The organism is Streptomyces sp. NPDC031121, from assembly GCF_055570615.1.
Genome location: NZ_JBVIGV010000005.1, coordinates 141325 through 166541 on the forward strand (window position 1 = coordinate 141325; position 25217 = coordinate 166541).

At 72.0% G+C, this 25217-nt stretch carries 22 protein-coding genes; 11 read left to right on the forward strand and 11 right to left on the reverse strand.

The window, feature by feature from the left end:
* Nucleotides 1–122: 122 nt before the first annotated feature.
* A complete protein-coding gene (locus ACZ462_RS10820; protein ID WP_467805689.1) occupies nucleotides 123–1028 on the reverse strand; it encodes an LLM class flavin-dependent oxidoreductase in 906 nt (301 codons plus the stop codon).
* 119 nt (nucleotides 1029–1147) lie between these two features.
* Here ACZ462_RS10820 and ACZ462_RS10825 point away from each other — a divergent pair, with 119 nt between their 5' ends.
* A complete protein-coding gene (locus tag ACZ462_RS10825; protein WP_467807507.1) occupies nucleotides 1148–2032 on the forward strand; it encodes a Cof-type HAD-IIB family hydrolase in 885 nt (294 codons plus the stop codon).
* A 64-nt stretch (nucleotides 2033–2096) separates the two neighbouring features.
* On the opposite strand, the gene cydD is transcribed toward ACZ462_RS10825, so the two are convergent.
* Genes cydD through ACZ462_RS10840 form a run of 3 tightly spaced genes read right to left on the reverse strand, consistent with a single transcriptional unit; the run spans nucleotide 2097 to nucleotide 8243 of the window.
* The gene (gene cydD, locus ACZ462_RS10830) at nucleotides 2097–5666 is read right to left on the reverse strand and encodes a thiol reductant ABC exporter subunit CydD (RefSeq protein WP_467807505.1); all 3570 of its coding nucleotides are present in this window, start codon (nucleotides 5664–5666) and stop codon (nucleotides 2097–2099) included.
* 54 nt (nucleotides 5667–5720) lie between these two features.
* Nucleotides 5721–6722, reverse strand: coding sequence for a cytochrome d ubiquinol oxidase subunit II (gene cydB / locus ACZ462_RS10835; RefSeq protein ID WP_467807504.1), 1002 nt, complete (start codon nucleotides 6720–6722; stop codon nucleotides 5721–5723).
* A gap of 18 nt (nucleotides 6723–6740) precedes the next feature.
* Nucleotides 6741–8243, reverse strand: coding sequence for a cytochrome ubiquinol oxidase subunit I (locus ACZ462_RS10840; protein ID WP_467807502.1), 1503 nt, complete (start codon nucleotides 8241–8243; stop codon nucleotides 6741–6743).
* Nucleotides 8244–8428: 185 nt separating this feature from the next.
* Between ACZ462_RS10840 and ACZ462_RS10845 the strand changes: the two genes are divergently transcribed.
* Nucleotides 8429–8797: a cyclophilin-like fold protein gene (locus tag ACZ462_RS10845; protein ID WP_467807501.1), complete on the forward strand. Its 369-nt coding sequence runs from the start codon at nucleotides 8429–8431 to the stop codon at nucleotides 8795–8797.
* A gap of 107 nt (nucleotides 8798–8904) precedes the next feature.
* On the opposite strand, the gene hisC is transcribed toward ACZ462_RS10845, so the two are convergent.
* Nucleotides 8905–9984: a histidinol-phosphate transaminase gene (hisC, locus tag ACZ462_RS10850; protein ID WP_467807500.1), complete on the reverse strand. Its 1080-nt coding sequence runs from the start codon at nucleotides 9982–9984 to the stop codon at nucleotides 8905–8907.
* 361 nt (nucleotides 9985–10345) lie between these two features.
* On the opposite strand from hisC, the gene ACZ462_RS10855 reads away from it, so the two are divergent.
* The 3 genes from ACZ462_RS10855 (at nucleotide 10346) to ACZ462_RS10865 (ending at nucleotide 13878) form a co-directional block, all read left to right on the forward strand.
* Nucleotides 10346–11461, forward strand: a complete 1116-nt coding sequence (locus ACZ462_RS10855; protein ID WP_467807499.1) for a LacI family DNA-binding transcriptional regulator — start codon at nucleotides 10346–10348, stop codon at nucleotides 11459–11461.
* A gap of 216 nt (nucleotides 11462–11677) precedes the next feature.
* On the forward strand, nucleotides 11678–12910 hold the full coding sequence (locus ACZ462_RS10860) for a metallophosphoesterase (protein WP_467807515.1): 1233 nt from the start codon (nucleotides 11678–11680) through the stop codon (nucleotides 12908–12910).
* Nucleotides 12911–13062: 152 nt separating this feature from the next.
* Nucleotides 13063–13878, forward strand: a complete 816-nt coding sequence (locus ACZ462_RS10865; RefSeq protein ID WP_467807498.1) for a hypothetical protein — start codon at nucleotides 13063–13065, stop codon at nucleotides 13876–13878.
* A gap of 26 nt (nucleotides 13879–13904) precedes the next feature.
* Here ACZ462_RS10865 and ACZ462_RS10870 read toward each other — a convergent pair whose 3' ends face one another.
* Nucleotides 13905–14672 carry a hypothetical protein gene (locus ACZ462_RS10870; protein WP_467807497.1) on the reverse strand — a complete coding sequence of 256 codons (768 nt, stop codon included), beginning with the start codon at nucleotides 14670–14672 and terminating at the stop codon, nucleotides 13905–13907.
* A 236-nt stretch (nucleotides 14673–14908) separates the two neighbouring features.
* Here ACZ462_RS10870 and ACZ462_RS10875 point away from each other — a divergent pair, with 236 nt between their 5' ends.
* Nucleotides 14909–16045, forward strand: a complete 1137-nt coding sequence (locus tag ACZ462_RS10875; RefSeq protein WP_467807495.1) for a tetratricopeptide repeat protein — start codon at nucleotides 14909–14911, stop codon at nucleotides 16043–16045.
* Between the two features lie 122 nt (nucleotides 16046–16167).
* On the opposite strand, the gene thiC is transcribed toward ACZ462_RS10875, so the two are convergent.
* Complete coding sequence (thiC, locus tag ACZ462_RS10880) at nucleotides 16168–17955, reverse strand: phosphomethylpyrimidine synthase ThiC (RefSeq protein ID WP_467807494.1); 1788 nt, start codon at nucleotides 17953–17955, stop codon at nucleotides 16168–16170.
* 225 nt (nucleotides 17956–18180) lie between these two features.
* Between thiC and ACZ462_RS10885 the strand changes: the two genes are divergently transcribed.
* Nucleotides 18181–19563, forward strand: coding sequence for a YibE/F family protein (locus ACZ462_RS10885; protein WP_467807514.1), 1383 nt, complete (start codon nucleotides 18181–18183; stop codon nucleotides 19561–19563).
* A gap of 22 nt (nucleotides 19564–19585) precedes the next feature.
* Here the strand turns inward: ACZ462_RS10885 and ACZ462_RS10890 are convergent, their stop codons facing one another.
* The 4 genes from ACZ462_RS10890 to ACZ462_RS10905 all read right to left on the reverse strand — a co-directional run bounded on the left by ACZ462_RS10890 (nucleotide 19586) and on the right by ACZ462_RS10905 (nucleotide 21909).
* On the reverse strand, nucleotides 19586–20035 hold the full coding sequence (locus ACZ462_RS10890; protein WP_467807492.1) for an SsgA family sporulation/cell division regulator: 450 nt from the start codon (nucleotides 20033–20035) through the stop codon (nucleotides 19586–19588).
* A gap of 97 nt (nucleotides 20036–20132) precedes the next feature.
* Nucleotides 20133–20879 carry an IclR family transcriptional regulator gene (locus tag ACZ462_RS10895; protein ID WP_467807490.1) on the reverse strand — a complete coding sequence of 249 codons (747 nt, stop codon included), beginning with the start codon at nucleotides 20877–20879 and terminating at the stop codon, nucleotides 20133–20135.
* 285 nt (nucleotides 20880–21164) lie between these two features.
* On the reverse strand, nucleotides 21165–21392 hold the full coding sequence (locus ACZ462_RS10900; RefSeq protein ID WP_467807488.1) for a DUF5326 family protein: 228 nt from the start codon (nucleotides 21390–21392) through the stop codon (nucleotides 21165–21167).
* 199 nt (nucleotides 21393–21591) lie between these two features.
* Nucleotides 21592–21909, reverse strand: coding sequence for a cupin domain-containing protein (locus ACZ462_RS10905; RefSeq protein ID WP_467807487.1), 318 nt, complete (start codon nucleotides 21907–21909; stop codon nucleotides 21592–21594).
* An 86-nt stretch (nucleotides 21910–21995) separates the two neighbouring features.
* Here ACZ462_RS10905 and ACZ462_RS10910 point away from each other — a divergent pair, with 86 nt between their 5' ends.
* The 4 genes from ACZ462_RS10910 to ACZ462_RS10925 all read left to right on the forward strand — a co-directional run bounded on the left by ACZ462_RS10910 (nucleotide 21996) and on the right by ACZ462_RS10925 (nucleotide 25209).
* Entirely contained in the window at nucleotides 21996–22376 is a 381-nt protein-coding gene (locus ACZ462_RS10910) for a phage holin family protein (protein ID WP_467807485.1), read from the forward strand.
* 40 nt (nucleotides 22377–22416) lie between these two features.
* A complete protein-coding gene (locus ACZ462_RS10915) occupies nucleotides 22417–23592 on the forward strand; it encodes a cystathionine gamma-lyase (protein ID WP_467807483.1) in 1176 nt (391 codons plus the stop codon).
* Nucleotides 23593–23763: 171 nt separating this feature from the next.
* Entirely contained in the window at nucleotides 23764–24669 is a 906-nt protein-coding gene (locus tag ACZ462_RS10920) for a LysR family transcriptional regulator (protein ID WP_467807482.1), read from the forward strand.
* A 60-nt stretch (nucleotides 24670–24729) separates the two neighbouring features.
* Nucleotides 24730–25209 (forward strand): NUDIX domain-containing protein, encoded by a 480-nt coding sequence (locus ACZ462_RS10925; protein WP_467807481.1) that lies wholly within the window; start codon nucleotides 24730–24732, stop codon nucleotides 25207–25209.
* Nucleotides 25210–25217: the final 8 nt, after the last annotated feature.

A 25217-nucleotide genomic window follows, 5' to 3' on the forward strand; every position in this document is an offset into this window, starting at 1 on the left:
CCCCTCCGGAGGGGTCGGGGGGGGCCTGTGGGAACGATCAAAACCCCCCCCCCCCCCCTTCTCCCGACCCCCACCCCCCCCCCCCCCCCTGCTCCCCCCCCCCCCCCCCCCCCCCGGGGCCGTCAGCGGGCCAGCTGGGCCAGGCCCTCCGTGGCGATCTCCTCGAAGACGCGGGGGTCCGAGGCGAAGTCGGAGTCGGGGATCGGCGCGTGGATCACCAGCTCCGTGAACCCCAGCTCCTGATGGCGGCCCGCGAAGTCGACGAAGGCGTCCACGGACCGCAGCAGGGTGTTGCGCTCCGGGGTGAAACCCGTCAGGAGGATGCGCTCGATCGAGGAGGCTTCCCGCCCGGCCTCGGCGAGCGCCTTGTCCAGTCGGCTCGACTGCCCCCGCAGGGCCTCCAGCGACTGCTCGGGAGTCCCCTCCTCGTACAGCTTCGGGTCTCCGGTGGTCACCCAGGCCTGGCCGTGGGCGGCGACGAGCTTCAGGCCGCGGGGGCCGGTCGCGGCGACCGCGAACGGCAGGCGGGGCCGCTGGACGCAGCCGGGGATGTTGCGTGCCTCGTCGGCGGAGTAGAACGCGCCCCGCGCGCTCACCGCCGGTTCGGTCAGAAGCCGGTCCAGCAGGGACAGGAACTCGGCGAAGCGGTCCGCGCGCTCGCGCGGGGACCACGGGTCCTGCCCCAGCACGGTCGCGTCGAAGCCGCTGGTCCCCGCCCCGATGCCGAGCGTCACGCGCCCGCCCGAGATGTCGTCCAGTGTCATGAGCTCCTTGGCGAGGGTCACCGGGTGCCGGAAGTTGGGCGAGGTGACGAGCGTGCCCAGCCGCAGCCGCTCGGTGGCAGCGGCCGCCGCCGTGAGGGTGGGAATCGCGCCAAACCAGGGAAGGTCGCGGAACGACCGCCAGGAGAGGTGGTCGTAGCTGTAGGCGGTGTGGAAGCCCAGTTCTTCGGCGCGCCGCCACTCATCGCGACCGCCTTCGTGCCAGGGACGTACCGGCAGGATCACCGTGCTCAGACGCAGACTCATGCGTTCGAGCCTAGGGCCCGGCGATGTTTCACGTGAAACCGATCAGCCCGCTGTTTCACGTGAAACATCGCCACCGCGGCCGCTTCCGTCAGCGGATCGAGACCTGTCGCCGCAGGTGCATGGGTGAAGATGGACCCGTGACCTCGGCTCCCCAGCGCCCGGAAGGGCCCATCCCGACCCCACGGCTCATCGCCACCGACCTCGACGGCACCCTGCTGCGCGACGACAAGTCCGTCTCGCTGCGGACCGTGGCCGCTCTCGCCGCCGCCGAGGAGGCCGGGATCGAGGTCTTCTTCGTCACCGGGCGACCGGCCCGGTGGATGGACGTGGTCAGCGATCACGTGCACGGGCACGGGCTCGCGATCTGCGCGAACGGCGCCGCGGTCGTCGACCTCCACGCGGGCCGCAGCTTCGTCGAGGTGCGGGCCCTGCCCCGGGCCACCGCGCTCACGGTCGTGCAGACGCTGCGCGCCGTCGCCCCCGGCACGTCGTTCGCGGTGGAGATGACCTCGGGCATCAACTACGAGCCCCTGTACCCGCCCTTCTTCCAGGATCCGGGTGCCAACGTCGCGATCGCGGAGAAGCTGCTGGACGGGGAGGCCGACGAGACCGCGGCCCCGGTGCTGAAGCTCCTGGCCCACCACTCCGAGCTGGCCCCGGACGAGTTCCTGGAGCTGGCCCGGACGGCTGCGGGCGGCCACGCCTCGATCACCCGCTCCAGCCCGACTGCCCTGCTGGAGATCAGCGGCCTGGGCGTCTCCAAGGCCAGCACCCTGGAGCTGTGCTGCGCCGAGCGGGGCATCTCACCGTCCGAGGTGGTCGCCTTCGGGGACATGCCGAACGACGTGGAGATGCTCCGCTGGGCGGGCACCTCCTATGCGATGGGCAACGCCCATCCCGACGTGATCGCGGCTGCTTCGGGCCGGACGGTCGCCAACAACGAGGACGGGGTCGCGGTCGTCATCGAACGCATCCTCGCCGACCTCGCCGCACACCGGGGCTGACACCCCGGGCCGGCGGTTCCGCAGACTGCTGCAGCGGCATGTCCGCGACCCTGTTCGGTGCCGATCAGCGGGAGAAGCCGGCCAGTAGGCCGTCGGCCGCCCGCTCCCGTTCCAGCAGTCGGCGCAGCGGACCCTCCACCGAGGCGAGTTCGGCGTACGGGCCGCGCTGCACGACCGCGCCGCGGTCCAGGACGAGTACCTCGTCCACGGCCTCCAGGCCGGCCAGGCGGTGTGTGATCAGCAGCGTGGTCCGTCCCTCCGTCGCGGTCAGCAGGTCGGCCGTCAGTGCGTCGGCGGTCGCCAGGTCGAGGTGCTCGGCGGGCTCGTCCAGGACCAGGACGGGGAAGTCCGCGAGCAGGGCACGGGCCAGGGCCAGGCGCTGACGCTGCCCGCCCGAGATCCGCTCGCCGTGCTCGCCCACGAGGGTGTCGAGGCCGTCGGGCAGGCCCTCGGCCCAGTCCAGCAGCCGGGCCCCGGCCAGGGCCCGGCGCAGTTCCTCCTCGCTCGCCGCGGGACGGGCCAGCCGCAGGTTCTCCCGTACGGAGCTGTCGAAGATGTGGGCGTCCTGAGCGCACAGGCCCACCAGTCGGCGTACGTCGTCGCCGTCGAGGGTGCGGGCGTCCGTCCCGGCGAGGGTGTAGGAGCCGGCGGCCGGGTCGAGGAAGCGGAGCAGGACATGGGCGAGCGTGGTCTTGCCGGCTCCGGAGGCGCCGACGACGGCTGTGCGCCGTCCGGCCTCCAGGACCAGGTCCAGGCCGTGCAGGGCGTCGTGCTCCTGTCCCGGGTGGCGTGCGGTGAGGCCCGTGAGGCGGAGCGGGAACGGAGAGGCGGGGGCCTCCGCGGGCCGCGCCGGCTCCGCAACCGGCTCCGGGGTGTCGAGGACCTCGTGGAGCCGCTCGGCACTGCGGAGCACCCGCTGGCGGACCTGCACTGCCTGCGGCAGCCCGGCGACGGCCTCGAAGGCAGCCAGCGGTGTCAGGACCGCCACGGCCATGGCCACACCGGAGAGCCTGCCGTCCTGGACGGCTCCGGCGGCGAACGCCGCCGCCGCGGCGACCGTCAGACCGCACACCAGCGCGGACAGGCCGCTGCCGAGTCCCGTGGCGGCGGCCCCGCGGGCGGCGATGGCCGTCAGGCTCCGGTCGCTGTCCCTCACCGCGTCCTTGCGCCGGCCCAGGGCTCCCGCGACGGCCAGCTCCGCGGTCCCGGTCAGCAGGTCGGCGGTCCGGGTGGCGAGCTCGCCGCGGGCGGGGGCGAGCCGGCGCTCGGCGCGGCGGGCACAGGCGCCGCTGACCAGCGGCACCCCGATGCCGGCGGCGAGCAGCCCGGCGGCGAGGACGGCGCCGGCCTCGGGCAGCAGCCAGGCGGTGAAGGCCACCGATCCGCTCCCGACGACGGCGGCGGTGCCGACCGGCAGCATCCAGCGCAGCCAGTAGTCCTGGAGGGCGTCCGCGTCGGCGACGAGCCGTGCCAGCAGGTCGCCGCGCCGCTGCCCGCGCAGCCCGGCGGGGGCGATGCGCTCCAGCCGCCGGAAGACGGACACGCGCAGGTCGGCCAGCATGCGCAGGACGGCGTCGTGCGAGACGAGACGCTCCGCGTACCGGAACACGGCGCGGCCGATGCCGAAGGCGCGCGTGGCGGTGACGGCCATCATCAGGTAGAGCACGGGCGGCTGCTGCGAGGCCCGGGAGATCAGCCAGCCGGAGACCGCCATCAGTCCGACGCTGCACCCGACGGCGAGGGCCCCGAGCAGCAGTCCGAGGCGGAACCGCCCCTGCCAGGCGCGGGCGGCGGCTCGGACCCGGCGCAGGTGGCCGGTACCGGCGGCGCCTCCCGCTCCCGGCGCCGCCGCCTGGTCCGCTGCCGCGTGCTCTGCCGTGGGCGCCGATGAGCCGCGGAGCCCGCCGCTGGCAGCGGCCGCGGCCGGGCGCTCAGTGGTGGCGGGGAGGGGCGCCCCGGCGGGGTCGGCCGGGCCGTTCCCCACCTCGACGACCCGGTCCGCGAAGGCGAGCAGCGCCGGCCGGTGCACGACCAGCAGGACGGTCCGGCCCGCCGCCAGGCGCCGAACCGCCTCCACGACGGCGGCTTCGGTCTCCCCGTCGAGCGCGGCGGTCGGCTCGTCGAGCAGCAGCACGGGCCGGTCGGCAAGAAAGGCGCGGGCCAGCGCGATCCGCTGCCGCTGCCCCGCCGAGAGCCCCGCCCCGCCCTCGCCGAGCACCGTCTCGGCACCCTGCGGCAGAGCGGAGACGAACTCTTCGGCGCCGGCGTCCTCCAAGGCCCGGGCCACGGCCTCCTCGGAGGCGTCCGGCCGGGCGAGGCGCACGTTCTCCGCAACCGTTCCCGCGAAGAGGTGCGGCCGCTGGGGCACCCAGGCGACGTGCTGCCGCCACTGCTCCGGATCAAGGGCGGACAGGTCCGCGCCGCCGATCCGCACCCGTCCCGCGGTCGGCGCGGTGAATCCCAGCAGCACCTGGAGGAGGGTGGACTTGCCGGCGCCGCTCGGGCCGGTGAGCGCCACGCACTCGCCGGCCCCGACGGTGAAGGAGAGCGGGGCGGGCGAGTCCGCGCCGCGGCCGGGGTACCGGACGGACACCCCGTCGACGTCGAGGGCGAAGCCGGCCCTGCCGGGCTCGGGGAGGTCGGCAGGTGTGCCCGGCACCGGCCGGGGGACCGGCGCTTCGAGCACCTCAAAGACCTCCTCCGCGGCGGCCAGCCCCTCCGCGGCCGCGTGGTACTGGGCGCCGACCTGGCGCAGCGGCAGGTATGCCTCGGGCGCCAGGATCAGCACCACGAGCCCGGTGTAGAGGTCGAGTTCGCCGTGGACGAGCCGCATGCCGATGGTCACGGCGACGAGCGCCACGGAGAGGGTGGCCAGCAGTTCCAGCGCGAAGGACGACAGGAACGCGATCCGCAGGGTCCGCATGGTGGCCCGGCGGTAGTCGCCGGTGATGCGGCGGATCGACTCGGCCTGCGCCTTGGCCCGGCCGAAGACCTTGAGGGTCGGCAGACCGGCGACGACGTCGAGGAAGTGTCCCGACAGCCTGGACAGCAGCTGCCACTGCCGGTTCATCCGGGACTGCGTGGCCAGCCCGATCAGCACCATGAACAGCGGGATCAGCGGCAGTGTGACCACGATGATCGCGGCCGACAGCCAGTCCTCGGTGACGATGCGGGCGAGGACGGCGGCCGGGACGGCCACCGCCAGTCCGAGCTGCGGCAGGTAGCGGGAGAAGTAGTCGTCGAGGGCGTCCACACCCCGGGTGGCCAGCGCCACCAGGGAGCCGGTCTGCCGCCCGCTCAGCCAGCCTGGCCCCAGGTCGGCGGCCCGGTCCAGGAGCTGGCCGCGCAGGTGCGACTTGACGGTGGCCGAGGCGCGGTGGGCGGCCAGCTCGGTGAGCCAGGCGAGCAGGCCGCGCCCCAGCGCCACGGCGGCCAGGAGGAGCAGGGGCGTTTGAAGGGCCCGGCCGTCGAGGCCCTTCTCGAAGGCTCCCACCACGATCTCGGCGATCAGCATCGCCTGGGCGATGACCAGTCCTGCCCCGGCGCACCCCAGGGCCACCACGGCCCCCAGGAAGAGGCGGGTGGACCGGGCGTACCGGAGCAGGCGCGGGTCGATCGGTTTCACGTGAAACATCCCTCAGGTGACGGATGGCCCGGCGGGGCGGCAGTCGCCCCGCCGGGGTCGGGCTCAGTGCGCGTCGGCGATGTGCTGCGTACCGATGCGCTTGCGGAACACCCAGTACGTCCATCCCTGGTAGAGCAGGACGACGGGGGTGGCCACCGCCGCACACCAGGTCATGATCTTGAGGGTGTAGGGACTGGAGGCCGCGTTGGTGACCGTGAGGCTCCAGGCATCGTCCAGTGAAGAGGGCATCACGTTCGGGAAGAGCGTCAGGAAGAGCATCGCGACGGCCGCCGCGATGGTGACTCCGGACAGGGCGAACGACCAGCCCTCCCGGCCCGCGATGTTTGCTGCCAGCGCCCCGGCCAGCGCCGCAACGGCGACGACCAGTGCGGCCAGGCTGGTGCCGTCGCCGTGCGCGGCCTGCGTCCAGCCGAGGAAGGCGACCGCTGCCACCGCGGTGGCGACGCCCAGGCGCGTCGCCAGAGCCCGCGCGCGCTCGCGGATGTCGCCGACAGTCTTGAGCGCGGCGAAGACGGCGCCGTGGAACGTGAACAGGCCGAGGGTGACGAGGCCGCCGAGCAGCGCGTATCCGTTGAACAGGTCGAGGACTCCGCCGACGTACTCCTTGTTCCGGTCGATCTCCACACCGCGAGCGATGTTGGCGAACACCACGCCCCACAGGAACGCGGGGAGCAGGGAGGTCCAGAAGATCGCGTGCTCCCAGTTGGCCTGCCAGCGCTCCTCAGCCCGCTTGTGCCGGTACTCGAAGGCGACACCGCGGATGATCAGGCAGACGAGGATGGCCAGGAGCGGCAGGTAGAAGCCGGAGAACAGGGTGGCGTACCAGTCCGGGAAGGCGGCGAAGGTCGCGCCGCCCGCGGTGAGCAGCCACACCTCGTTGCCGTCCCACACCGGCCCGATCGTGTTGATCAGGACCCGCTTCTCGGTGCGGCCGCGGGCCAGCAGCTTGGTCAGGACGCCGATGCCGAAGTCGAAGCCCTCAAGGAAGAAGTAGCCGGTCCACAGGACGGCGATGAGCACGAACCAGACGTCGTGGAGTTGCATGGTGGGGTCCCCTCAGCCTCAGTACGAGAAGGCCATCGGCCGGTCGGAGGTGCCGTCCCCGCCGATCCGGGTGGGCGGGTTGAGGTCGGCCTCGGTGAGTTCGGGCGGGCCGGCCTTGACGTACTTGACCAGGAGCTTGACCTCGATGACGGCGAGTACGGCGTAGAGGGCGGTGAAGACGGCCATCGAGGTGAGGACCTCGGCCTGCGAGACGCCCGGCGAGACCGCGTCCCGGGTGCGCAGCACCCCGTAGACGACCCACGGTTGGCGGCCCATCTCGGTGAAGATCCAGCCCCAGGAGCTGGCGATCAGCGGGAAGCCGAGCGTCCAGACCCCGGCGAGCCAGTACAGGCGGCTCAGTCGCGCGCTGAGGGGCTTGCGGAGGAGGACCAGATGCGGCCGTTCGTCCTCGCCGGTCCGCAGGGCCGCCGGCAGCAGGAACTTGCGCCGGGTCAGCCAGAGGCCGACGGCGCCGAGGGCGAAGGAGGCCATGCCGAACCCGATCATCCAGCGGAAGCCCCAGTAGGCGACGGGGATGTTCGGCCGGTAGTCGCCGGGGCCGTACTTCTCCTGCTCGGCCTTGTTGACGTCGTTGATGCCGGGGACGAACGACTCGAAGTCGCTGTCGGCGAGGAAGGAGAGGAGGCCGGGCACCTCGATGGCGACCTTGTTGTGGCCCTTGTCCACGTCCCCGTAGGCGAAGACCGAGAAGGGGGCGCGCTCCTCGCCGTCCCACAGGGCCTCGGCGGCGGCCATCTTCATGGGCTGCTGCTTGAACATGACCTTGGCCAGCACGTCGCCGCTGACGGCGACGAGCGCGCCGCCGATGACGACGGCAACCAGGCCGAGCCGCAGCGAGGTGCGCATCACCGGGATGTGCTTGCCCCGCATCAGGTGGAAGGCGGCGATGCCGACCATGAAGGCACCGCCGGTCAGGACGGCCGCAGTGAGGGTGTGGAAGACCTGGGCGAGCGTGGTGTTCTGCGTCAGGACGAGCCAGAAGTCGGTCAGCTCGGCCCGTCCGCTCTCGGGGTTGATGCGGTAGCCGACGGGGTGCTGCATCCAGGAGTTCGCCGCGAGGATGAAGTAGGCGGAGAGCACCGTGCCGATCGAGACCATCCAGATGCAGGCGAGGTGGATCTTCTTGGGCAGCTTGTCCCAGCCGAAGATCCACAGGCCTATGAAGGTGGACTCGAAGAAGAAGGCTATGAGCGCCTCGAAGGCCAGCGGGGCGCCGAAGACGTCGCCGACGAAGCGCGAGTAGTCGGACCAGTTCATGCCGAACTGGAACTCCTGCACGATGCCGGTGACGACGCCCATCGCGATGTTGATCAGGAAGAGCTTGCCCCAGAACTTCGTGGCCTTGAGGTACTTCTCCTTCTCGGTCCGCACCCAGGCCGTCTGGAGGACCGCGACCAGCGCGGCGAGGGAGATCGTGAGAGGGACGAAGAGGAAGTGGTAGACGGTCGTGATGCCGAACTGCCAGCGCGCCAGTGTTTCCGGCGCCAAAGCTACGTCCACGTCGTCATCTCCTTCAGGTCGCCGTGGATGGCCGCTTCCGACCCGTCCGCTTCCGTCGATACGCGGAGGAAGCAGGCGAGCTTGTGAACGCGTTCACATTCACAAGCATTATGGCGCATTGCTTTCGGCGACTTTCAGCCGGGGTCCCCCTGGTGCGTGAATTCAACAGATTGTTGAATGAGTGCATGAAGATTCGCATCTCCTGGCCCGCCGGCCACCTCACCGCGACCCTCGACGAGACCCCGACCGGCAAGGCGCTGGCCGAGGCGCTCCCGATCTCGGCCTCGGCCCGTACCTGGGGCGAGGAGGTCTACTTCGACACCGGCGTCACCGCCGCGCTGGAATCCGACGCGCGCCAGGTCGTCGAGCCGGGCACCGTCGCGTTCTGGACCGAAGGGGACGCCCTCGCGCTCCCCTTCGGGCCCACCCCCGTCTCGCGCGGCGGTGAGAGCCGCCTCGCGAGCCCGTGCAACGTGCTCGGCTCCCTCGACGGCGACCCCCGCCTGCTGGCCACCGTCCGCGACGGCGACCCCATCCGGGTGGAGCGCGCGTAGGGCGCACGCCCCCACCCCGCGGCGCACGCTCCCGCCCCGCGGCGCACGCACCCGCCCGCCGGACGCCGCACCCCGGAGCGCTGCATCCGGGGGCGCGCCCGCGAGCGCTACATCTGCTTGAAGAAGGCCTCCGCCGTGTGCAGGAAGAGGTCGTTCGCCTCGGGCTCGCCGATCGTGATGCGCAGGCCCTCGCCCGGGAAGGGCCGGACCACCACACCGGCCTTCTCGCAGGCCGCCGCGAAGTCGGCGGTGCGCTCCCCGAGCCGCATCCACACGAAGTTCGCCTGCGTGTCCGGCACCGTCCAGCCCTGGCCGAGCAGCGCCTCGTGGACGCGGTCGCGCTCGCAGACCAGCGCCCCGACCCGGCCCATCAGCTCGTCCTCGGCGCGCAGCGAGGCGACCGCCGCGTCCTGGGCGAGCTGGCTGACGCCGAAGGGCACCGCCGTCTTGCGCAGCGCCGCGGCCACCCGCTCGTGCGCCACCGCGAAGCCGACGCGCAGGCCGGCCAGGCCGTACGCCTTGGAGAAGGTGCGCAGCACGCACACGTTGGGGCGGTCGCGGTAGAGCTCGATGCCGTCGGGCACATCGGTGTCGCGGACGAACTCGCGGTACGCCTCGTCGAGGACCACCAGGATGTCCGAGGGCACCCGGTCCAGGAAGCGCTCCAGCTCGGCGCGGCGCACCGCCGTGCCGGTGGGGTTGTTCGGGTTGCAGACGAAGACCAGGCGGGTCCGCTCGGTGATCGCCTCGTACATCGCGTCGAGGTCGTGCACGTCCCCGTCGGTCAGCGGCACCTGCACGGACGTCGCGCCGGAGATCTGCGTGATGATCGGGTAGGCCTCGAAGGACCGCCAGGCGTACACGACCTCGTCGCCGGGGCCGGCGGTCGACTGGATCAGGGACTGGGCCACGCCGACGGAGCCGGTGCCGGTGGCGATGTGGTCCGCCGGGACGCCGAACCGCTCGGCGAGCTCGTTCACCAGGTCCGTGCACGCCATGTCGGGGTAGCGGTTGAAGCGGCCGGCGGCGGCCACCGCGCTCTCGAGCACGCCCGGCAGCGGCGGGTAGGGGTTCTCGTTCGAGGACAGCTTGTACGCGACGGCGCCGCCGGCGGCGGCGGGCTTGCCCGGCTTGTAGGTCGGAATGCCGTCCAGCTCGGCGCGCAGCTTCGGGCTCTTCTCGCTCACCTGGGGTCCTCCTCGACCGTCCCGTCCGACGTCGCCGTCGACTCAATACTGCTCACCTTATGAGGATTCCGCCGTCCCGAAAATGGCCGCGCCTGGATTGCGGGGGAGCGCACGCATATATGCGTGCGCCGGTGGCCTGCGCCGTGGCGCGCGTCCCTCGTACAGGTGAGTTGGTGCGGGGCGCAGGCGCGCCCGTTTTGGCATGCCCGTACCCGACGACAGAGGGCCCACTGACTCCTCGCCCGCAAATCCCTTTGTTTCCATGGTCATTGAGGGTGGTGAACCAAGCAGAAACGTACCTGTCAACGCGTGCATATGCATACGGCCCCCCTGTCGCACCGCGCCCTACTATCGGCTCGCCATGACAGCAGCAGGGAACCATCAGGTGAGCCGGACAGAGACCACCCGGCGGGCCGCCGGCCGACAGGGCCGGGCCGGCATCAGGGACGTGGCCGCCGCAGCGGGCGTCTCCATCACGACCGTCTCCGACGCGCTCAATGGCAAGGGGCGGCTGCCGGACGCCACCCGCCGGCACGTCCGCGAGGTCGCCGACCGGCTGGGCTACCGCCCCTCCGCAGCCGCCCGCACCCTCCGTACCGGCAAGTCCGGCCTCATCGGCCTGACCGTGACCACGTACGGGGATGAACCTTTCACCTTCACCGAGTTCGCCTACTTCGCCGAGATGGCCAGATCCGCCACCTCCGCCGCACTCGCCCGCGGCTACGCCCTCGTCATCCTCCCCGCCACCTCCCGCCACGACGTGTGGTCCAACGTCGCCCTCGACGGCACCGTCGTGATCGACCCCTCGGACCACGACCCCGTGGTCAGCGAGCTCGTGCGCCAGGGCCTCCCGGTGGTCTCCGACGGCCGCCCCGCCGGGACCCTCCCCGTCACCGCCTGGGTGGACAACGACCACGAGGCGGCCGTCCTCAACCTGCTCGACCACCTCGCCGACGCCGGCGCCCGCCGCATCGGGCTGCTGACGGGCACCACCACCGACACCTACACCCGCCTCTCCACCACCGCCTACCTCAACTGGTGCCAGCGCACCGGCCAGGACCCGGTCTACGAGTCCTACCCCGCCCACGACCCGTGCGCCGGCGCCGTGGCGGCCGACCGCCTGCTCGCCCGCCCGGACCGCCCCGACGCCGTCTACGGACTCTTCGACCCGAACGGGACCGATCTGCTGGCCGCCGCCCGCCGCTACGGGCTGCGGGTCCCCGAGGACCTGCTCCTCGTGTGCTGCAGCGAGTCCACCGTGTACGCCACCACCGAGCCGCCGATCACGACGCTCTCCCTCAAGCCGCGCCGGATCGGAACCGCCGTCGTGCAGCTCCTCATCGACGCCATCGAGGGCGTGCACACCGGCCGGCCCGTCGAGCAGGTCGTCCCCACGGAGCTGATCGTCCGCACGTCCTCGCAGCGCAGGATGCCCCGGACCACGGTCAGTGCGCCCAGGTCACCGGCCCAGGACTGACCGTCGTACCGCCCTGCCGGCGGGGACGGCGGACCCGCCGCGCAATTCGACAGTGCCGATTTCGGGAGAAACCGGCAGGAACGATTGGTTCCGCACAGGATTCACCACCCCTGGTGCGTCACACAGCGCGAGCCGCATTCCTATGATGGGCGCACGACATCACGGATCCTCCGACCCGGAGGCCAGGGGGATCCGCAGGTGTACGGCAGCGCGACGGTGGTGGAGGGGTCGATGACTCAGGGGGCCGGTCAGGGACCCGCGATGCGGACGGAGACGCTGCGGGACTTCCGGGTGCCGGTCGACGAAGCCCATCCGTACGGCGCGCCCGCGGGGCGTCCCGAGGAGGCACCCGTCTACGGCGAGTACCCCGCCTACTACGGCGAGCCCGCGCCGGGATCCCCGCCGCCCCCGCCCGCACCCCCGGCGCACGCCCCCGTACCGCCGCCGGCTCCGGCCGTGCCGCCGGTCCCGGCGCAGCCGCCGGCGGGCCCGCCGCCCGCGCAGGACGGCGGCCACGCCGACTACACGCCCACCCAGCGCGACCTGCCGGTCATCACCCGCGCGGCCGTCGGCGGCCCGGGTGACACCGTCCAGGTCCAGTACGTCCCCCAGGACTCCCCGACCGGGCCCGGGCCGCTCTACGTCGTCGGCGACGTCCACGGCTACCTCGACGAGCTCGTCGCCGAGCTCCAGGCGCAGGGCCTCATCGACGCCGACCGGCGCTGGTCCGCCGGGAACGCCCGCCTGTGGTTCCTCGGCGACTTCACCGACCGCGGGCCCGACGGCATCGGCGTGATCGACCTGGTCATGCGGCTCTCCGCCGAGGCCGCCGCCGCCGGCGGCTACTGCAAGGCGCTCATGGGCAACCACGAACTGCTGCTCATCGGCGCCAAGCGGTTCGGCGACACCCCCGTCGCCTCGGGTGCCGGCACCGCGACGTTCCAGGCGGCCTGGCTGCTCAACGGCGGCCAGCGCACCGACATGGAGCGCCTGGAGGACGTCCACCTGCAGTGGATGTCGCGCCTGGACGCCGCCGTCCTCGAGGACGGCCACCTGCTGCTGCACTCGGACACGACCGCGTACCTCGACTACGGCGACTCCGTCGAGGACGTCAACGACACCATCCACGAGCTGCTCAACCGCAACGACGCCGACATCACCTGGGACCTGTTCCGCAAGTTCACCAAGCGGTTCGCCTTCCGCGACGAGGAGGCGGGCCCCCAAGCGGTGCGCGAGCTCCTCGCCACCTACGGCGGCAGCCGCATCGTGCACGGCCACAGCCCCATCCCGTACCTGCTCGGCGAGGTCGGAACCGAGGACGGCGACGACTCCCGCGGCCCCGAGGTGCACGGCCCGCACGTGTACGCGGACGGGCTCGCCATCGCGATGGACGGCGGCGTCACCATGGCCGGCAAGCTCCTCGTGCAGCAACTCCCGCTCGCCGACTGACACTTGTCACGAGCGGGACAATTCGCGAAACCCCCTGTCACAGCGCGGCATGGGCCCTCTACCATCGCCCTGTCCGTAGCAGGCTCTCCTCCGTTTGCGCCGGCAGCCCCGAAGATCCACACGGGGAACCGGCCGCCACGGAGCATCGGGGGATGCACATGAACAGCGCTCCGCACCTGCTGGCCGAGGACCGCCCCGAATTCGACCGGCTCCTCGACGAGGCGCTGCGCACCGCACACGAGCGGCCCGAGCTCGCCGCACTGGGCGAGCGGCTGAACGCCGAACAGTTGCGGGCCATGGCGATCGGGGCCAGTGCCCTGCTGACCGCTGCCGCAGCAGCCGAGTACGACCACTTCGTACAGGTACGCGGAGCACGGCGCGCGGAGGTCCGCTCGACGCCGCGGTCGGGAGGGCCGGGGGACGTCCCGGAGGACAGCGGCGCCGGGCTCGGCGCCGTCGTCGCGGTCCTCGCGCCGGTCCTCGCGGCCACCGCCATGCTGATCTTCCTGCTGGTCGGCTACGTCCTCAAGGCGATCGAGCCGGAACCGTCCTTCGCCGACACCATGCTGACGGCGGGGTGGTTCTTCGGGGCGCTGACGGCGGTCACCCTGCTCGGCGCGGTCGTCGGGCTGCTGGTGACGGCCCTGCGGAACCGGGTGACGGAGGTCGTGGCCGGGGACGAGGACCGGGCCGCACCCGACGAGGTCTCGCTGGCCCGCGAGGCCTGGCGGCGGGCGCTGCTGGAGCGGGGCATCCTGCCGTTCCTGCGGGACGCCCTGGCCGCTCCCGGAGCCGGGCACGAGCACCTCGCGCCCGGCATGCCGAAGGCCGGGCGCATCCCCGATCTGGGATACACCCGGCCTGACTTCAGCAGTCCGCGGACCCCTTCACAGGGGACCCCGCCCGGCTACACCGCTCCGGACTTCACCGGCCCGGGTTTCGGCGGCGCGAGCCGCGAGCCGCTCTGACGGCGGAAGCGGACGGCGGCATCGCGCTACTCGGCACCTGCCGGAAGGAGGTTCATGCCCTCCTGGGTGAGCGACTTGTGCGTGAACCGGGCGAGGCCGTTGGCTCCCGAGACCGGCTGCGGGTTCGCCGCCGTCCACACCTCGTCGCAGGTGAGGGAGTCCGGCGTGCCGGCGTTGACGGTGCAGCTCGTCTCGTGGATCTCCCCGCCGGTGGTCAGCACCTCGATGTTGACGGCGTTGCCCAGGGCGGAGATCGACACGGCGCAGGCGTCCGTCGGGTACGTCTCGCCGGTGTCCGTCAGGTCGTACCAGCGCCACGGCGTGACGGTCGGCGTCAGGTCGCGGATGCCGGCGTACGTGATCGTGCCGGACAGCACCGCCCTGACCTCGCCGCCCACAGCCGGACGGACGGCGTCCACGTCGAAGCACTGGCCACTGGCGCCCCGGGGGCCGGCCGGACCCGTCGGGCCCTTCGGACCCGTCGGACCGGTGGCGCCCGTCCTGCCCCTGGGACCCTGCGGACCGGTCGGGCCGACCTTGCACTTGTCGCCGCCCGCGGGCTGGGCGGAGACGGCCGGCGGGTCCGACGCCTTGTTCGCCGCCGCCAGGTCGCAGGGGTCGCCGGTGTCCGCGGCCACCGCACCGGCGGGCTGCGGCGCTCCCACGGCGGCGGGGGCGGCGACGGCCGCGCCCATCACCAGGGCCAGCGAGGCGAAGGTGCCGCCGGCCAGCCAGCCTGCCGCACGGCGGGGCAGCGGCCCCAGCGAAGAACGGGTCCTGTCCTCAGAACTCATGTAGCGCTCCTCCTGCACACGGGATCGAATGCCTTCCCGAAGCCCGTACGCAAGCGCGGACTTCGCGAGGAGCCACTCTGTGCGGGCCCGTCCGCCGCCGCAGTACGGCTCGCCCACCGGTCATTAAAACGGACGAGCACGAAGGGCCACTTGGCCGTGAGCGCGGCAGCCACCCGGGGCCGCCGACCGGCGTGCCGCCGGGTGGGAAGGGTGCCGCGTCCCTAGGGTCGGCGGCCGTGAAGCCGACCATCTGCCTCTGCATGATCGTGAAGAACGAGTCCGCCGTCATCGAGCGCTGTCTCGACTCCGCGCGCGACCTCATCGACACCTGGGTCATCTCCGACACCGGTTCGACCGACGGCACCCAGGACCTCATCCGCAAGGCGCTGCACGGCATCCCGGGCGAACTGCACGAGGAACCCTGGACCGACTTCGGCCACAACCGCAGCCTCAACATCGCGCACGCCCGCGGCAAGGCCGACTACCTCCTGCTCCTCGACGCCGACCTCGTCCTGCGGCGCAACGGCCCGCTGCCGGATCTCACGGCGCAGTCGTACATGCTGCGCCACGAGGGGCCGACGGAGTACCGGATCAAACGGCTGGTCCGCGGCGACCTGCCGTGGCGCTACCAGGGAGCCACCCACGAGTACCTGACCTGCGACCGCCCCGGCGAATACGAGGACCGCCCGGGCGTACAGGAGAACCTGGACGCGCTCTCCATCGTGGACCACGCGGACGGCGGCTCGCGCCACGACAAGTTCGAGCGCGACGCCCGGCTGCTCGGGGCCGAGCTGGAGCGGGACCCCTCCAACACGCGGACCGTCTTCTACCTCGCCCAGACGATGCGGGACATGGGCAAGACCGCCGAGGCGATCCGGCTCTACGATCAGCGCGCCGCCATGGGCGGCTGGGAGGAGGAGGTCTACTACGCCCTGCTCCAGTCCGGGGTCCTGCGCGCCGAATCCGGGGACTGGCCCGCCGCGATGGACTCCCTGACAAGGGCCTGGGAATCCCGGCCGACCCGGTTGGAGGCCTGCTACGAACTGGCGTCGGGGCTGCGGATGCAGGGACGCCACCATGCCGCGCACGCGATCACCACAGCGGTCCTGGACCGGCCGGCCCCGCCGGACCTGCTCTTCGTGCACCCCTGGGTGTACCGGTGGGGGCTGCTCTTCGAGCACTCCATCACGGCGTACTGGGTCGGGGACATGGACGCCTCGCTGCGCGCCTGCGACCGCCTGCTGGCGCTGCCCGACCTGCCGGACGTCTACCGTCGGCAGACCGAAACGAACCGCGGCTTCGCCTTGGCGGGCGGCGGCTCGCCCGCCCCTGTTTCACGTGAAACACCGCCCCGGCATCCGGCCGCGGTCTGAGCGGACCCCTCTCAAGGCCACCACACGGCCGGGTGCCGGGTACCGCCGGGAACAACGGCGGTGGGCGGGCCCGCGGCTCCCCCCATGGGTCGCGGGTCCGCCCCGTCGGTCCCCGGGCGGCGTCAGTCGGCGAGTGGCAGGTACACCCTGTTGCCGCTCGCCGCGAACTCGGCGGACTTCTCCGCCATGCCCGCCTGGATCTCCTCGGCTTTCAGGTCTCCGCCGTGCTCCCGGCGGATGTCCTGCGAGATCTTCATCGAGCAGAACTTCGGACCGCACATGGAGCAGAAGTGCGCGGTCTTGGCCGGCTCCGCCGGGAGGGTCTCGTCGTGGAACTCGCGCGCCGTGTCAGGGTCGAGGGCCAGGTTGAACTGGTCCTCCCACCGGAACTCGAACCGCGCGTCCGACAGGGCGTCGTCCCATTCCTGGGCGCCCGGGTGGCCCTTGGCCAGGTCGGCCGCGTGCGCCGCGATCTTGTAGGTGATGACGCCCGTCTTGACGTCGTCGCGGTTGGGCAGGCCCAGGTGCTCCTTGGGCGTGACGTAGCAGAGCATCGCGGTGCCCCACCAGGCGATCATCGCGGCGCCGATGCCGGAGGTGATGTGGTCGTAGGCCGGGGCCACGTCGGTGGTCAGCGGGCCGAGCGTGTAGAACGGCGCCTCCTCGCAGATCTCCTGCTGGAGGTCGATGTTCTCCTTGATCTTGTGCATCGGGACGTGCCCGGGGCCCTCGATCATGGTCTGCACGTTGTGGCGCTTGGCGATCGTGTTCAGCTCGCCGAGCGTCTTCAGCTCCGCGAACTGCGCCGCGTCGTTGGCGTCCGCGATGGACCCGGGGCGCAGGCCGTCACCGAGCGAGTAGGTGACGTCGTAGGCCGCGAGGATCTCGCAGAGCTCCTCGAAGTTCGTGTAGAGGAAGTTCTCCTTGTGGTGCGCCAGGCACCACGCGGCCATGATCGAGCCGCCGCGGGAGACGATGCCGGTCTTGCGGCGGGCGGTCAGCGGGACGTACGGCAGCAGCACGCCGGCGTGGACCGTCATGTAGTCGACGCCCTGCTCGGCCTGCTCGATGACCGTGTCCTTGTAGATCTCCCAGGTCAGCTCCTCGGCCTTGCCGTCGACCTTCTCCAGCGCCTGGTAGAGCGGCACGGTGCCGATCGGCACGGGGGAGTTGCGCAGCACCCACTCGCGCGTGGTGTGGATGTTGCGGCCGGTGGAGAGGTCCATGACCGTGTCGGCGCCCCAGCGCGTGGCCCAGGTCATCTTCTCCACCTCCTCCTCGATGGAGGAGGTGACGGCGGAGTTGCCGATGTTGGCATTGACCTTCACCAGGAACTTCTTGCCGATGATCATCGGCTCGATCTCCGGGTGGTTCACGTTGGCCGGCAGCACGGCCCGGCCCGCCGCGATCTCGTCGCGGACCACCTCGGGGGAGACGTTCTCGCGGATCGCGACGTACTCCATCTCCGGGGTGACCTCGCCGCGGCGCGCGTAGGCGAGCTGCGTGACGGCCTGGCCGCCGCGGCCCCGGCGGGGCAGGCGCGGGCGGCCGGGGAACACCGCGTCGAGGTTCTTCAGGCCGCCGCGCGGCGACGTGTGCTTGATGCCGTCGTCCTCGGGGCGCACCGGGCGGCCCGCGTACTCCTCCGTGTCGCCGCGGCCGATGATCCAGTTCTCGCGCAGTGGCGGCAGCCCGCGGCGCACGTCCGTCTCGATCTGCGGGTCGGTGTACGGCCCGGACGTGTCGTAGAGCGTCACGTCCTTGCCGTTGGTGAGGTGGACCTGGCGAACCGGCACGCGGATGTCGGGGCGGGAGCCCGCGACATAGCCCTTGTGCCAGCCCGGCTGGCGCTCGGTCTGGCCGTCGGCGTCCCGGCCGGCGGCAGGCGTGCGTGCGTCCTGAATGGTCATGAGACCTGATCTCCCTACGCCGGCATTACCCGGTAACAGGTTCGGCGGTCGGCGCAGCCTCCTCCCGTACGCATGTCATGCGCGTACGGCGATCAGCGCCCTCTCAGCCCGGTGCTCCGAGCTCCCGCGTTGTGCAAAGGTGCCCCCACGCTAGCGTCATCTGTGGCGTGCTGAACAGTGGGCCCCCTCATCTCTTGCGATGATCTGCTGGTGACGCCCTCGACGATGCCCCCCGGCGAGCCCACCGATCCGCAGGAGCCCCCCTCCCCGGACGGCCGCGGCCACTCCCACGGACCGGGCCACCCCCATGGCCACGCACATGTGCACAGCCACGGGCACGGGCCGGCGGCGCCCGTCTCGAAGCACCTGCGCAGGGTCATCGCGGCTGTGCTGATCCCGTTCGCCGCCGCCGTGTTCGTCGGCATGGCCGTGCTGTGGCCCGGCGGCGCCCCCGCGCACGAGCGCTCCGGGGTGGGCTTCGACCGCCAGACCGAGCAGGCGCGCGTGGTCGCGCTGGAGACCGTCGACTGCAAATCGGTGAACGCCTCCCAGGTGCCGCCCACCGGCGACACCTCCACCCCTTCGGGCCGCGAGGCGGTCGCCCGGCAGAACGGATCCTGCAAGAAGGCCACGGTCGAGGTCGGCACCGGGCCCGACAAGGGGCGGACCTTCTTCGAGATCGTCCAGCCGGGCGCCCCGCGCCAGTTGGCCGACGGGCAGAAGGTCGTCGTGGCGTACGCGCCGGACGCGCCCCGCGACCTCCAGTACTCCGTCATCGACGTCAACCGCAAGCTGCCGCTGGCCGTGCTCGCCGGCCTCTTCGCGCTGGTCGTGGTCCTGGTGGGCCGTATGCGCGGGCTGTTCGCGCTGATCTCGCTCGCCATCAGCTTCACCGTGCTGACGCTGTTCATCCTGCCCGCGATCCTTCAGGGCTCCAATCCGCTGCTCGTCGCGGTCATCGGGGCCAGCGCCATCATGCTGATCGCGCTCTACATGTGCCACGGCCTGACCGCCCGCACCTCGGTCGCGGTCCTGGGGACGCTGGTGTCCCTCCTGCTGATCGGCCTGCTGGGCTCGGTGTTCATCGACTGGGCGTTCCTCAGCGGCAACACCGACGACAACACGGGGCTGATCCACGGCCTCTACCCGGACATCGACATGAGCGGCCTGCTGCTCGCGGGCGTCATCATCGGATCGCTGGGCGTCCTCGACGATGTGACGGTCACGCAGACGTCGGCGGTGTGGGAACTCCACCAGGCCGACCCGTCGATGGGGCCGCGGGCCGTCTACCGGGCCGCCACCCGCATCGGCCGGGACCACATCGCGTCGGTGGTCAACACGCTGGTCCTGGCCTACGCCGGTGCGGCGCTGCCACTGCTGCTGCTGTTCTCGATCGCGAACAGCAGCATGGGTTCGGTGGCGAACAGCGAGCTTGTCGCGGAGGAGATCGTGCGGACCCTGGTGGGGTCCATCGGCCTGGTGGCCTCGGTCCCGGTCACGACGGCCCTGGCGGCGCTGGTCGTGTCCGCGGACCGGCCCGGCCCGCCGGGCGCCGGCGGCGCCCCCGCCGCGGCCCGCAGCGGGCGGGGGCGCCGGCGCAAGCGCTGAGCCGGCCGCAGCCGCCGCGGCGCTACCCCGCGTTCTGCTCGTTCTGCCGCGCCTCGGCCAGGATCCGGTCGAGGGCCTCGTCCAGGCTCCCCTCGAAGTCGCCGAGGCTGCGCTCCTGGCCGAGCGGAACGATCCGGTCGGTGCGGTCGAGGAAGGCGACGAGCGGGGCGGCGCCGGCGCGGAACAGGGCCCGGTCGCTGCCGACTTGGAGCCTGATGTACACGTCCGAGAGCTCGTCGGGTGCGGTGGGCGCGACGTGCACATCGCCTTCACCGCACGGCTTGTTGATGCCGTCGAGGAGGAGTTCGCGCCCGAATGCCCAGGTCACCGGGGCGTCCCCGGGAAGGTGGAAGGTCAGGCGCACCGCATACGGATCGCCGGCGTCGTACCGGAGTTCCACCGGGATCCGGAACGAGAGCTCCTCGGAAACGAGGAAGCTCATCATGACCTCTGCCTGAACCGATTCGCGCATTGCCTACCCCGCTGTCGTGGAAGTGGCCAGGAATGACCCCCCGAGACCCTCTTGACAAGGGTGGTGGAAGCCATGACGGATCACAAGGAGTGAGTTTTCAGATACTGATAGAGAACAGGAGGGCGCTCAACAGCGCGCCTACTTCACTCCGTAGTCGTTCAACTACACACGGCAACTTTTCGGCCTGGTGCAAGGGAAGAGAAATCGCCATGGTCGCGGCGGTGTCCCCCGCGGTGATGGGGATGGCCGCACACACGGTGCCCAGCGCGTATTCCTGGTGCTCCGTCACCGTCTGCGTGCGGCCAAGCGATCCGATGCGCTGCTCCAGCGCGCGCTGGTCCCGCACCGTGTACGGGGTGACGGCCTCGACGGGGTGCCGGACGTAGTAGTCCCGGCGGGTCTCCTCGTCCAACTGGGCGAGCAGGCACTGGCCGATCGCGTGGGCGTGGCCCGTCGCGCGGAAGTCCGCCCACTCCTCCACCGCCGGGTCCGAGGGCGTGTCCGAGACGCCCACGACCTCGATCTCCCCGTCCCGGAACACCGCGAAGTACACCGGGGCACCGACCGCGTCGCGGAAGTGGGCGAGCGAGTCCAGAATCATGCTGCGACGTTTCTGCTGCACCGCGCCGCCGGCCAGCCGTCCGGCCGCCTCCCCGAGGACGAACACCCCGCCCTCGCGGCGCAGGTATCCCTCGTAGGTGAGCGTGCGCAGCAGGTGGTAGGCGGTGGGCAGCGGGAGGCCGGCCTCACGCGCGAGCTGTTTCGCCGGGGCTCCCCCGCTGTGGGAGCCCGCTGCTTCGAGCAGCCGCAGCGCCCGCTGCACCGAACCGATCAGCGTGGACACACCGGCATTGTGAACCGGAGACACAGCTCACCCCCAGGCCTGGCGGCGGACCGGGGGCCCGCCCTGCGGGGGCCGCCCCCGCACACGCCGCGGGTCCTGGGGGTCATGCTCGGGCCGTGAGTGGCGTAGCCGCAGGTCACCGAGGTGCTTTCGGCGTTCGCTCCCAGGAGCGGCACATTCCGCGACTCTATCCACCGTTGCGCGCGCCGTGAGCTTCCGCGTGGCCCCCGTTCCTCCACTCGGGTTAACCGCGGCGGGCCCCGCATCCGGCACGCCGGAGCGGGCTCACCAGTCGCGCGAGGAGGACTTCGCGCTGCTCCCGCCGAACTTCTTCACCAGGAAGACCAGTGCGCCGACCAGGGCCACGAACAGGAGCAGCTTGAAAGCGAACCCGATCAGGGCACCGAGGATGCTCGTGATGACGCCGCCGAACACGAACAGCACCAGAAGGGGAACCGCGACCCACTTGACCCACCAGGGCATGCCGGCGAACGTCTCTCGGATGCCGTCCATTGCTCGACCTCTTCCTCTTCCGCCTGCGTGTCCGCGGGCGCGTCGCATGTAGTCGTACCGTCGTTTCTCCTGACTCGATCCTAGGAGTGCGCGGACGCCGGCAGGGTCCCTCGAGCCCCCGGAGTCCCCTGATCCGGCCCTTAGGGGAACCGGGGGCCGGACCCGGATGCAGGCCCTGTGCGGACCCGGGCCCGAGCGGTCATGCCTCCGGCGGGGAGAACACCACCAGCACCTTCAGGTCCTCGCTGATGTGGTGGAACTTGTGCGGGACCCCGGCCGGCACGTAGACGACGCTGCCTCGGGCCACCGTCGTCGTCTCCTCCCCGACCGTGATCGAGGCGCGGCCGCTCACGACGAAGTACACCTCGTCCTGGCGGTGCGGCTGCTGCGGATCGCTCTGGCCGGCATCGAGCGCGTACAGGCCGACCGACATGTTCCGCTCGCTCAGGAACTGCAGGTAGGCGCCGTCGTTCGCGAGGCGCTCCGCCTCGAGTTCGTCCAGCCGGAAGGCCTTCATCGTCGTTGTGCCCTCGTGTTCTCTCGTCCCGGCATCGGCGGATCCGCCGATGTCCCACCGGGATCTTCTCTGCCACGATCAGACACATGACGAATTTCGTAGTCAAGACGCTGGCGAACGCCGCCGCCCTCGCCGTGGCCATCTGGCTGGTCGCCGGCATCACGCTCGACGACCACAGCTCCCTCGGGCACAGGACGCTGTCCCTGGTGCTGGTCGCCCTGGTCTTCGGCCTGGTCAACCTCATCGTCAAGCCGGTCGTGAAACTCCTGTCGCTGCCGCTCTTCGTGCTCACCCTGGGCCTGTTCACCCTGGTCGTGAACGCCCTGATGCTGCTCCTGACGTCCTGGCTGGCCAAGCAGCTCGACCTCAGCTTCCACGTCGAGGGCTTCTGGAGCGCACTCGTCGGCGGTCTGATCATCTCCGTCGTGTCGTGGGCCGTGAACCTGGCCCTGCCGGACAAGGACTGAACGCCCGCAGGGCCCGCCCCACCGTGAAGGAGCACACCCCGTGAACGGGAACGACCGCACCGAGGGCCGAGCCCCCGCACCCGCCCCGGCGGGGGAGGGCACCCGCGCCGTACGGGCCGGCCTTCCGGAGCCGGTGAAGAACGAGCCGCCGCTGCCCGGCCCTGTCTTCGCCGCCCACTTCCACCTGCCCGGCGAGGTCGAGGGCCCGTACACCTACGGGCGGGACACCAATCCGACCTGGACCCTGCTGGAGCAGGCCATCGGCGAGCTGGAGGCACCCGGCGCGGAGGGTGCGCAGACCGTGGTCTTCGCCTCCGGCATGGCCGCCGTCTCCGCCGTCCTCCTCTCCCAGGCCCGGGCCGGCGACACGGTCGTCCTGCCCGACGACGGCTACCAGGCGCTGCCCCTGGTCCGCGAGCAGCTCGCGGCGTACGGGGTGCGCGTCCGCACCGCGCCCACTGGCGGCGACGCCCAGCTCGCCGCCCTCGACGGCGCCCGGCTGCTGTGGATAGAGACGCCCTCCAACCCCGGACTGGACGTGTGCGACGTACGCCGCCTGGCCGAGGCGGCACGGGCGGGCGGCACCCTGGTGGCCGTCGACAACACCCTCGCCACCCCGCTCGGCCAGCGGCCTCTGGAGCTGGGCGCCGACTTCTCCGTGGCCAGCGGGACCAAGGGGCTGACCGGGCACGGCGACCTCCTGCTCGGCTACGTCGTCTGCCGCAGCCCCGACCTCGCCGCGGGCATCCGGCGCTGGCGCAAGATCATCGGAGCTGTCCCGGGCCCCATGGAGGCGTGGCTCGCCCACCGCTCCCTGGCCACCCTGCAGCTGCGCACCCACCGCCAGTGGTCCAACGCGCTGGCCGTCGCCCAGGCCCTGGCCGGACGCGCCGAGGTGACGGGGCTCCGCCACCCGGGACTCCCCGGCGACCCGTCGCACGCGACGGCGGCCCGCCAGATGCGGGGCTTCGGCTCGGTCGTCTCGTTCACGCTGCCCGACCGGGCGCATGCCGAGCGGTTCATGGCCGCGCTCCGCCTGGTCGAGGACGCGACCAGCTTCGGTGGCGTCCGGTCCACCGCGGAACGGCGGCGCAGATGGGGCGGCGACGCCGTCCCGGAGGGCTTCATCCGCTTCTCCGCCGGCATCGAGGACGAGGACGACCTGGTCGCGGACGTGCTGCGCGCCCTCGACGACGCGGCCGCATACCGGCTCTGAGCAGGCGCGGAAGGCGGTCCGAGCCTCCCCCCTCCTGGCTCGGACCGCCCCGGGTTCCGCGCAAGAACCGCACGTCCAAGGCTAGTTGACCGTGCGTCAGAGTCCAATCACCGTAACGACAGGGGCCTATCGGCATATTTATAGTGGAAGGCCCACCGAGAGGGGCCGCCAATGGACCTGGCCCTGCTGCGCACCTTCGTAGCCGTGCACCGGGCGGGCTCGTTCACCCGGGCCGCCGCCCTGCTCGGGCTGTCGCAGCCAGCCGTCACCTCGCAGATCCGGACTCTCGAACGCCAGCTGGGGCGGCCCCTGTTCCACCGGCGCTCCCGCGGCGTCACCCCGACCGCCGTCGGCGACGAGCTCGCCCACAAGGCCGCCCCGCACCTCGACGCCCTGCTGCGGATCACCGAGGCCGAGCGGGAGGCGGCCGGGGGCCGGCGGACCCTGCACCTCGCCGGTCCGCCCGAGTTCCTTTCCCTGCGCGTCCTGCCCGCGCTCGCCCCGCTCGTCGGCCAGGGCCACACCGTGCGCACGGCCCTGCGGACCGACGCCGCAGAAGCCCTCGACGGCCTCGCCTCCGGCCACCACGACCTCGTCGTCACCACCGCCCGGCCGCGCGGCGGGCTCTTCACCGCCACCGCCCTCTGCGACGAGGAGCACCTCCTGGTCGCCGCCCCGTACTGGGCGGCGCTCGTCGACTCGGACCGGCTGCGCGAGGCCGGGCCGGCCACCCTCGACGGCATCCCGCTGGTCGAGGTGCACGAGAGCATGCCGCTCGCCATGCGGTACTGGGCGGCCGTCTTCGAGAGCCGGCCCGACACGCGGCCCGACGCCGCGAGCGTCGTCGTGCCCGACCTGCGGGCCGTGCTGGAGTGCGTACGGGCGGGCGCCGGGCTCGCCGTACTGCCCCGCTACCTGTGCCAGGAGGCCCTCGACCGCGGGCAGGTCGTCGCCCTGCCCGAGCCGGCCGTCCCGCCGCTGCGCACCTGGTTCCTCGTCGCCCGCGCCGGAAGCCTCGCGCTCGCCCACCTGGCCCGCGCCCACGAGCTGCTGGTGGGTGCGGCGGCGCACTGGTGAACCGGCGCATTCCGGCCGACGGCGCGTTTCAGAACCGGAGTCCCGGGCCACTCTTTCCCCATGACCGAACGTCCCGTGGTCAAACGCACCGCCCGCGCGATCCTGCTCGACGGTGACGACCTGATCCTCATCAAGCGCACCAAGCCCGGCGTCGACCCCTACTGGCTTACTCCCGGCGGCGGCGTCGAGCCCACCGACGCCACCGTCGTCGACGCCCTCCACCGCGAGGTCCACGAGGAGCTCGGAGCCAAGATCACCGATGTGGTGCCCTGCTTCGTCGACACCGTCGAGCACATCGCCGCGGGCGGGGTGACCGGGGTGAAGGTGCAGCACTTCTTCGTCTGCCGCCTGGCCTCGATGGACCCGGACCAGCGGCACGGCCCCGAGGTCGACCAGCCCGAGGGCGAGTACGAGATCGTCCGCGTCCCGTTCAGCCGGGTCGGTATCGCCGCCGTCCACCTCGTCCCGCTGTCCCTGCGCCACTACCTCGACGGGAACATCGAGGGGGTCCGGGCCATGCACGCGCCCGATCTGGGCTGAGCCCGCGC